This is a genomic window from Nostoc favosum CHAB5714 (assembly GCF_020829495.1).
In the GTDB taxonomy this organism is placed as follows: Bacteria; Cyanobacteriota; Cyanobacteriia; order Cyanobacteriales; family Nostocaceae; genus Nostoc; species Nostoc favosum.
Window position 1 is genome coordinate 29,406 of sequence record NZ_JAIVFQ010000066.1, and the last position, 8,635, is coordinate 38,040.

Sequence of the window (8,635 nt, forward strand, 5' to 3'; positions counted from 1 at the left end):
AATAAAATTATCATTTATGGCTACAAAAGCTTTACCAAAAGTTCCATTGCTTTGACCAAGAGATACATAAATAGCATCATAGCCAAAACCAACAATATCAGTTCGATCATCACCGTTGACATTAGCAAATTGGTGCGGATATTTGCCAAAATTAATCCATTTTTGCAAAAAACTAAACTTTTTGATAGCTAACTTTTTTGTTTCGTACATGGTGATAACAATGTTCCATTTAAAAAATTATGATTATTGCACTAAGTAAAATACCCTTTGGGGCACTGAAAACCACAGCTACAAAGACAATAATATCTGCCCAAAAAATTTTCTTACTGTTACTTCAAATAACAAACCTATCTAACTTAAAAATCTTTACTTTCAAAATAAACCTCCTTTAATTATTAGTAGTCAATGAAAGTTGAATTTTATTCAAACATACCATTATATTTATACTAGATTCTGAATAATACAATAGGAAAAAGTCAGATATTTATTGATTAATTAGGATACTAAAAAATCGAAAATAGGTAAAAGTCAGGTAAAGAAAGCTAAGCTTTGTCTCCCCTCCCGAAGAGCCTACGGTGTACACACAAGTGGTATCTGCAAGGGTTTCAAGCTTTCTAGACCCAATAAAATTGTCATTACGAGCAAAGCGAAGTAATCGCATAATCCCGTAGTTAAAGCGATTGCTTGTCTGCGACACGCACTTGCGTTCGTCGTTCCTCCTCTCTACGAGACGCACTCGCGTTCGCAATGACGGGCTTCCCGGAACAATCCAACAACCCAGAGCTAGAGGACGAAACCAAGCGTCAGGTGGAATTTCACGACTTGTGTGTACACCGTAGCCTTATTCTTGGGGAGGGGTTGGGGGTGGGGTTCTTTTATTATGGGTAATTTGGCGGACATGATATGAGGCATTACTCTTTGTCACACGGCTGAAAATATTCTCAATCCCAGTTGGATTGCTGAAATAAGCCCCTCTTCCTTCTCTGACATTGAACTCTTGAAAACTATGAAAGAGACCAGAACCGCGAACAGCACCACCATCTATGCGATCGCTCAGTTACCCTTAACATCAATAGACCTCTTGCAAAAGTCCTAGATCCGTGGGACAAGTAGATTAGAGTTGGGTAGCATCTATGACCTACGAACAGGTAAAGAGCCTGAAATCAGAAGACTTTACAGCAATGTGTGGTGTACGTCCAGATACTTTTAACCAAATGCACTCTTGTAGTGCGATCGCTCTTTGGGGAAAAACTTTTTGGTTTACTGCTAATGTACCTGCTGGCGGTCATGGTTCATGGCAGAAAGATGTACCTTGCAGTGCAACTCATGCTCATCAGTAAATGCTGTTGAGTTACAAGTAATCACTCGTGGTTCGCCCATTTAAGTATTTAGCGATCGCTCTCTGGGGAAAAACTTTTTGGTTTACTAAACAAGTAATTCTGGATACCGCACACCACAAGATGAATACGGCAATGCCATTGGTTTATCAGTAAACAATGGGCAACTCAATGCTAAATTCAGTTCCCCAAGCTGGATCGGACATCACATTAATTCGACCATTATGGCTGTCGATGATTTGGTAACAAATCGATAATCCTAATCCTGTTCCTTTACCGACTGGCTTAGTGGTGAAGAAGGGATTAAATATCTGATGATGAATGTGGGCGGGGATTCCACTACCATTATCCTTGATGAAAATTGCAATGTAGCGATCGTTTAGTTTCTGTGTGCGAATCCAGATCCGACTAGGATGATTTTGCATTACTTCTTGCGATGACCTACCGTCGGTCGGAGACCATCGGACTCGTTTAGCTTCTTCTAAAGCATCGATCGCATTATTCAGGAGATTCATAAACACTTGATTGAGTTGCCCAGGAGAACAAGAAATCAAAGGCAATTCTCCATATTCCTTAATCACTTCAATACCAGAATGCTGCTTGTTAGGGTTGAGACGACTTTGTAAAATCATCAATGCAGCTTCTAAACCCTCATGAATATCAACTGCCTTAAATATTGCTTCGTCTAATCGAGAGAAGTTTCGCAAAGATTTAACAATCTCGCTAATACGCTGGGAACCTGTCTGCATTGACTGGAGTAATTGTTTGATATCTTGTCGAAGAAAGTCTAGATCCAGGGCTTTAATTTCTTGCTGAATCACTCGGCTCGGATTAGGATATTCTTGCTGATAGAGTTGAATAAGTTTCAGTAAATCATCATAATATTCACTAGCATAAGTCAGATTTCCATGAATAAAGCTAATCGGATTATTAATTTCATGGGCAATTCCTGCGACTAAATGTCCTAGCCCAGACATCTTTTCCGTTTGGACGACTTCAAGGGCATTTTGCAGTTTGAGCAGAGTTTGTCTTAAGGTTTCATTCGATTGCGCGAGTTCTACCTGAATGCGTTGGCGTTGTTGAATTTCTTTACTCAGTGCATAATTTTTTTGGTTAAGCACAACGAATTGATCGCTCGATCGCTTTTCTAACCGCAGTAAATTAATGGCTGGGCTTTCTAGCGATCGCGGCTCGATCACAGATCCTTGACTACGACAAACAATTCCCTCTCCTTGGGCTTGGTGGATAGTTAAGGCTCCCAAAATCATTTGACGACTTTGGGAGCAAGCTTGAAGATAGTCGATGACCTTCTCTGAAGAATCAGTGACAAGCTCGGTAAGACATTGACCAATCAGTGCTTTACTGGTCTTGTTAAAGAGTCTGGCAGCAGGTTGATTAAGTGCTAAAATTTCACCTGCGCTAGTCACAAGAAGCAGAGGTTCTGGTAAAACCTGGGCAAACTTTAAAAATTGATCGGGTGTCATGATCTAGAGGTACTGAAGCAGGGATCTTTACCGTTGTTCATAGCACTGACGGGGTAAAAGTGAAGAGACTAATAGTAATTTTGGATTTTAGATTTTGGATTTTAGATTTTAGATTTGGGATTAAAAGCTTTCACTACAAAGCTGTTTCATAAATCTCAAACAATACATTCTATCCTAATCTGGTATAAGCTATGCTTTGGGGCATCAACTTTAGGCGGAACATATTACAGGGAAAGAGTTATAGTCTGTAAATGTCCCGCCTGACGATCTTACTATGCTTTGAAGTATTCTTGTGCTACAAACTCGTCTAATACTTCGCTAGGTTTGAGATGAATGACGATTTTGCATTCTTGTCCGCCTCTAGCAATTGTTTCTTGTAACTCGACTCTAGCGTAGCCGAGGTTGTCGGCTGCGATTGCGCCAAAAATATTAGATGTCATGACACACATGGCTTCGCGCCCTTCTACCTGTTCTGCAAAGGGGCATCTGCGATTACCTAAAACGATCTTCTCATCAGTTTCTTCAATCACGTAAAAGTCGCCTTGAATCCGGCGTTTCCAATCTACGAGGACGGCAGTTACCTGGTTACGAGAAAGATTTGACAGTTGCAAAGCGTTCTGGTAAACATGATTGACATGTTTACCTGTTCGATAGCCGACCACATTCAAAAAGCCTTCTGCCTGTTCAATCCCAACAACATCTTGTAGGGTTCCAGCCAATTCTCGAATCATTGTACGCAGAAACTGATCGCGTTCAATCGGTAATTCTAAGGATTTTATTTGGTCGTCGAGCGAAGATATGTGAACCATGATGGTGTTATTTCCTAAATACTTAGATAGGACAAGAATGAATGGCGCTTAGTTAAGCGAAAGTTAGTGATACACCAAAATCCCTTAATTACAGCAGAAGTCAGAATTCAGAAGTTAGAAGTCAGAAGTTAGAAGTCATATCATGTCCGCATAAATAGTTATGCTAACCACAGCCATTACACCCCACCCCCAGCCCCTAAGAGCTCTTCGGGAGGGGAGACAAAGCGACGATTGGCTCTTTGGGGTTCTTCGGGTTTAATAAGCAATCAAGCGGACATGATATCAGAAGTTAGAAGTTAGAAATTAGAAGTTAGAATGAGCTACACCCCGCTGCGCTAACAGAAGTAAAACAGGCTTTATACCTGGCTTTGATTCCTTGAAATCCGATGTAAGTAGCATGTTTACTAAGAATAGTTTTCCCTAATTGGCTACAGAACTAACTTAAACTTAAGAGCATTTACAGGTAAGTAAATGCTCAACGCTGTTCCTTGCCCTCAAGCTGAACGTGCCAATTTTAGATTTTAGATTGTCTAATTATTAAATACTTCTCCCCCTGCACCCTGCTCCCTTGCCTCTTGTTCAACCAGACTTTGTGTAGTTTGATCATCACTGTTGTTAAGTAGAAATTTGAATGATAAACTCTGTCCCCTGTCCAAGTTCTGAAGTGCAGGAGAGTGAACCGCCATGTCCTTCTACTACAATTTGACGAGCGATCGCTAATCCCAATCCTGTGCCTTTTCCTACAGGTTTGGTGGTGAATAAATGGTCAAATACTCGTTGTTTCACCTCTGGGGACATCCCTACTCCATTATCAGCAATCTTAATCAAAATATGCTGACCTGATTATGCTACACTGGTTTGAATAGTGATGCAATTCGGGTTAGCTAGAATGGCTTCCAAACTCCGTTTTGTATTGTATTCTTCAAGTGCATCAATAGCATTTGCCAACAAGTTCATAAATACCTGATTGATTTGTCCAGCAAAGCATTCCACTAAAGGTAATTTGCCATAATCTTTTAACACCACAATTTCGGGACGGTTTTCGTTGGCTTTTAAACGATGTCTCAGAATTAAAATAGTACTGTCAATGCCTTCGTGAATATTAAAGGGCACTTTGTAATCTTTATCTGCTCTGGAGAAGGTTCGCAGACTAGTGCTAATACTGCGGATACGGTTAACACCCAGTTTCATCGAGTCGAGCAACTTAGGTAAATCTTCTCGTAAATAGTCTAAATCGATGCCATCAATTTCATCTTCGATATCTGAGCCGGGATCTGGGAACTTCTGTTGATAAAGGTTAATTAATCCAAACAAATCCTTGATATAATCTTTGGCTGGTTCAATGTTGCCAGCAATGAAGCCGACAGGATTATTGATTTCATGAGCAACACCTGCTACCAGATTACCAAGGGCAGACATTTTTTCACCCTGCACTAGTTGCAATTGCATCGTTTGGAGTTCTTGTAACGCTTCTTCTAATTGTTGCTTTTGTTGTTGCAGCAATTGTTGTGCTTCCTTGGGTTCGGTGATGTCTTCACATGTGCCAAGGATGCCAAAAACGTTTCCTTCTTTATCTCGTAGTGGAATTTTGTTTGTATTCGACCAGATTTGTTTGCCGTCTGCTTGCTGCAATGTTTCGATAATATTAAGTTCAGCTTGTCCAGACTCTATGATGCGGCGATCGCACTCTACATACCAATCTGATTGCTCATCAGTCCAAGATAGATCATAGTCTGTTTTACCGATAATATTTTCTGGCACTCCTACACCCGTTGTTTGAGCAAACTTCTGGTTACAACCTAAATAAACACAATTGCGGTCTTTCCAGAAAACAGATTGCAAGATATTGTCGATAATTAACCGCAAAAATTGTTCGGTCTGTCCAAGGTTTTTTAGAGTATCTTGTGCTTGCTGATAAAGTTGGGCGTTTTCCAGGGAGATTGCAGCTTGAGTACATAACAGATTCAGAATTTCGACGCGATCGCTGGTAAACGCTCCAGTAGTAAGATTGTTTTCTAAATACAAAATCCCCAACAGTTTGCCTTGATAGAGAATTGGTGTACACAGCAAGCTTTTGGGTTGCTGACGAATTATGTAAGGGTCAGCTATTACTTTCTTCTCTGGATCTGTCATCGCAGGCAAATTGAATAAATCTGCTGTGTGAATCGTTGCAAGTTTAGCTGTTAATTCTTGAACTTCAGTTTCGATAGCAGCTTGCTGTTCTTCAGAAGTAACAGGCAGATGCATCCCCATGATGCTCAAACCTTTCAGTCCAGATTCAATACTAGCTTCGATATTTTCACCATGAGTCATTTTCAGGTACATTTTAATAGCATAAATGCCTGATTTTTCAAATTTATCTTGGCTATGATTTAAGGCTAAGTTAAATAATGTCTCAGCCTGGTTAAAATTGCTAGTTAAATATTCACACTCCGCAAACTCTCGAGATAATTCAAATGTGAGTTGATAGTGAGCTTGCCAACTTTCTTCTGTTAACGGTGCAGCTAACGTTAGGGAGCAACTCAATGTATCTGCAACCAAATGATTGACGGATGTTTGATCAAGGGGAGCTAAGGTAATCGTATTGACTGTAGCGCCCAACTTTTGAATTTCTTCCAAAGTCAGCATCAGTGGATGTACTGGGTTGACTTCGTTATCTCGATAAGCACCAATCAATAGTAGATAGCCGATGTCAGCTTCGCTCATTAACAAGTGCATTAACTTTAAAGAAGCAGAATCTGCCCATTGCAGATCATCAATAAATATCACTAATGGATGTTCTGGTGCAGTGAAGACTTGAGTGAACTTCAAAAACAGCATATTGAAGCGATTTTGTGCTGCACTTCCAGAGAGTTCCAGCGCTGGAGGCTGTTTACCAATCATACTTTCCAGTTCTGGAATCACCTCAATCATCACTTGTCTATTCTCACCCAAAGCAGAGAGAATTTTGCACTTCCACTGCTCGAATTGGCCATCAGTTTCACTTAGAAGTTGTTTGATTAAATCTCGAAAGGCTTGTACAAAGGCAGAGAAGGGGATGTTGCGCCCGAATTGGTCAAATTTACCTTTAATGAAATAACCCCGTTGTCGCACAATTGGCTTGTGGATTTCGTTAACCACAGCAGTTTTACCAATTCCAGAGAAACCTGCAACCAACATAATTTCAGTGCTTCCCTGATTGACTTTTTCAAAGGCATCTAGTAAGCTTTGAACTTCGGCTTGGCGGCCGTAGAGTTTTTCTGGGATGATGAAGCGATCGCAAATATCCCTTTGTGCAATTGGGAAACTCTTAATTCTACCCGTGTTCTTCAGTTGCTCCAAGCATTGTTCTAAATCAAATTTCAGACCTAATGCGCTCTGATAGCGATCTTCAGCATTTTTCGCCATCAATTTCATCACAATATCACAAAGAACTTGAGGAATTTCTTCTTCCCTCCTGTCTCCTAATTGTTCTGCCTGCTTGGCAATATGAGAGTGAACCAACTCCATCGGATCATTAGACTGGAAGGGTAGCTGTCCAGTCAGCAATTCATAAAATGTAATACCAAGAGAGTAATAATCACTGCGATAGTCAATTTTGCGATTCATCCGCCCGGTTTGTTCTGGGGAAAGGTAGGCGAGAGTACCTTCTAAAACATTAGGGCTGTGAATTTCCCGGCTTTCTCTAGGTAAAAGAGAGGCAATACTAAAATCAATCAACTTGACTTGCTTAGTTTCCGGGTTAATGAGGATGTTGGCAGGCTTGATGTCTTTGTGGATAACCCGATGGCGATAGAGTTCGTCAAGAATATTGCTCAGAGCGATCGCAATGTCCAAAAACTCTGTCAGAGGATATTGGTTGCTCTCCATTCTTGTATTCATCCAATCTCTGAGGGAAATACCGCCAAAATCCTCCATTATCAAAGCATAGCTGTTGCGGTAAGGTTCCAGGCTGTAGGGATGAACAATACCAGGTAGGTCAATATTTTTAGCGATCGTGTACTGATTACGGAACAGCAGCAGTTCGTTGAAGGTGGGATAATCTTGCTGAAGCAGTTTGATTACTACCGGAAGTTGATCAGCCTCTCGAATTGCACGGTAAACTAAGGTTCTAGAACCTGCATAAAGTTTTTCGCTAATTCGATAGTTCAAAAGCTTGCCCATCGGCTCAACTGTTGTATTCATACTTGATCAACTCTTGTTAAATCAGCTATTTATTAAAAGTAGTCTGCCCAAGAATCAGCTTTTTCTAACTCATAGGACACTCTCGCGTTGCGGTTTGATTCTGGCTCTGACTCGGAGTTAACTAGCAGCGCTTGACTTTGCTTTTGCGACTTTATAGCATAAAGTGACTAAAAAGACCAGGTTATGTTTCAAAATGTGTGACCTGATGGGGTGACAAAGAAGCTACAAACCGACCCAAAAGGCTTTATGTGTGTGGTGCGATCGCTTCGCCAGTGTATTCTATCAATAGCAAATAACAGTAATAGTACAGCTAAATAGTTACTACGGCAATTACGTAGCTGCTTGTTGAGCAAACCTAAGAACAACAGTATATTAGCGGATTACAAACCAGCTTTAATAGTAGTAATATGTAGCAAAATATATGTTATAACGCCTGAAGAAAGATATCAAAGTGGTTTAGGGTTAAAAGCAGATATAGAAATTAGGTATTTGCCCAAAAAGAACATCCTCTTGTTCTGTTTTTTGATAATTTACAATGGGCAGATATAGCCTCTCTCAAAGTTTTGCAGAAGCTATTAGGGTTTGGCAAAAGGCAGCACAACAATATCATACTCAAGGCGATCGCACCAACGAAGCCCTAAGTTTGAGTTACCTATCATTGGCACAACAGGAACTCAACCAGTGGGAAGCAGCTAAACAATCTATTGAACAAAGTGTGACATCACTCCGGGCTAAAGCCTCGGAGCTTCTAAGAATCACTTCTTAGCCTTCCTAGTTACTCCCTTGCGGGTTTTCGACTTTGACCTAGATTGAGTTTCCCCAACCCCCGGCAAACCGTCTG

At 40.6% G+C, this 8,635-nt stretch carries 6 protein-coding genes and 4 pseudogenes; 4 read left to right on the forward strand and 6 right to left on the reverse strand.

The window, feature by feature from the left end; all coding sequences use genetic code 11:
- Positions 1–210 (reverse strand): hypothetical protein (locus LC586_RS28615; protein WP_229488600.1); only part of this gene is annotated, 210 nt, incomplete at its 3' end.
- A 694-nt stretch (positions 211–904) separates the two neighbouring features.
- Positions 905–1,054 (reverse strand): annotated as a pseudogene (locus LC586_RS28620) (two-partner secretion domain-containing protein); the annotation flags it as partial.
- Positions 1,055–1,133: 79 nt separating this feature from the next.
- Between LC586_RS28620 and LC586_RS28625 the strand changes: the two are divergent.
- Together LC586_RS28625 and LC586_RS40860 are read left to right on the forward strand one after the other, a co-directional pair.
- Positions 1,134–1,340, forward strand: coding sequence for a hypothetical protein (locus LC586_RS28625; RefSeq protein ID WP_229488601.1), 207 nt, complete (start codon positions 1,134–1,136; stop codon positions 1,338–1,340).
- A gap of 27 nt (positions 1,341–1,367) precedes the next feature.
- Positions 1,368–1,493, forward strand: a complete 126-nt coding sequence (locus LC586_RS40860; RefSeq protein WP_267921738.1) for a hypothetical protein — start codon at positions 1,368–1,370, stop codon at positions 1,491–1,493.
- Here the strand turns inward: LC586_RS40860 and LC586_RS28630 are convergent.
- The 4 genes and pseudogenes from LC586_RS28630 to LC586_RS42785 all read right to left on the reverse strand — a co-directional run.
- Positions 1,487–2,821 (reverse strand): PAS domain-containing sensor histidine kinase, encoded by a 1,335-nt coding sequence (locus LC586_RS28630; protein WP_229488602.1) that lies wholly within the window; start codon positions 2,819–2,821, stop codon positions 1,487–1,489. The genes LC586_RS40860 and LC586_RS28630 overlap by 7 nt on opposite strands.
- 272 nt (positions 2,822–3,093) lie before the next feature.
- On the reverse strand, positions 3,094–3,630 hold the full coding sequence (locus LC586_RS28635; RefSeq protein WP_229488603.1) for a methanogen output domain 1-containing protein: 537 nt from the start codon (positions 3,628–3,630) through the stop codon (positions 3,094–3,096).
- A 615-nt stretch (positions 3,631–4,245) separates the two neighbouring features.
- A pseudogene (locus LC586_RS42780) lies at positions 4,246–5,955 on the reverse strand (GAF domain-containing sensor histidine kinase).
- 150 nt (positions 5,956–6,105) lie between these two features.
- Positions 6,106–7,794 (reverse strand): annotated as a pseudogene (locus LC586_RS42785) (ATP-binding protein); the annotation flags it as partial.
- A gap of 485 nt (positions 7,795–8,279) precedes the next feature.
- Here LC586_RS42785 and LC586_RS42790 point away from each other — a divergent pair.
- Positions 8,280–8,372: pseudogene (locus LC586_RS42790) on the forward strand (AAA family ATPase); the annotation flags it as partial.
- Positions 8,330–8,560, forward strand: coding sequence for a hypothetical protein (locus LC586_RS28650; protein WP_229488608.1), 231 nt, complete (start codon positions 8,330–8,332; stop codon positions 8,558–8,560). The pseudogene LC586_RS42790 and the gene LC586_RS28650, both read left to right, overlap by 43 nt.
- Positions 8,561–8,635: the final 75 nt, after the last annotated feature.

Bases quoted from the DNA above. Each gene is read 5' to 3' on its own strand.
- LC586_RS28635 (WP_229488603.1), bottom strand. From the start codon at position 3,630: ATGGTTCACATATCTTCGCTCGACGACCAAATAAAATCCTTAGAATTA.
- LC586_RS28650 (WP_229488608.1), top strand. From the start codon at position 8,330: ATGGGCAGATATAGCCTCTCTCAAAGTTTTGCAGAAGCTATTAGGGTT.
- LC586_RS28625 (WP_229488601.1), top strand. From the start codon at position 1,134: ATGACCTACGAACAGGTAAAGAGCCTGAAATCAGAAGACTTTACAGCA.
- LC586_RS28630 (WP_229488602.1), bottom strand. From the start codon at position 2,821: ATGACACCCGATCAATTTTTAAAGTTTGCCCAGGTTTTACCAGAACCT.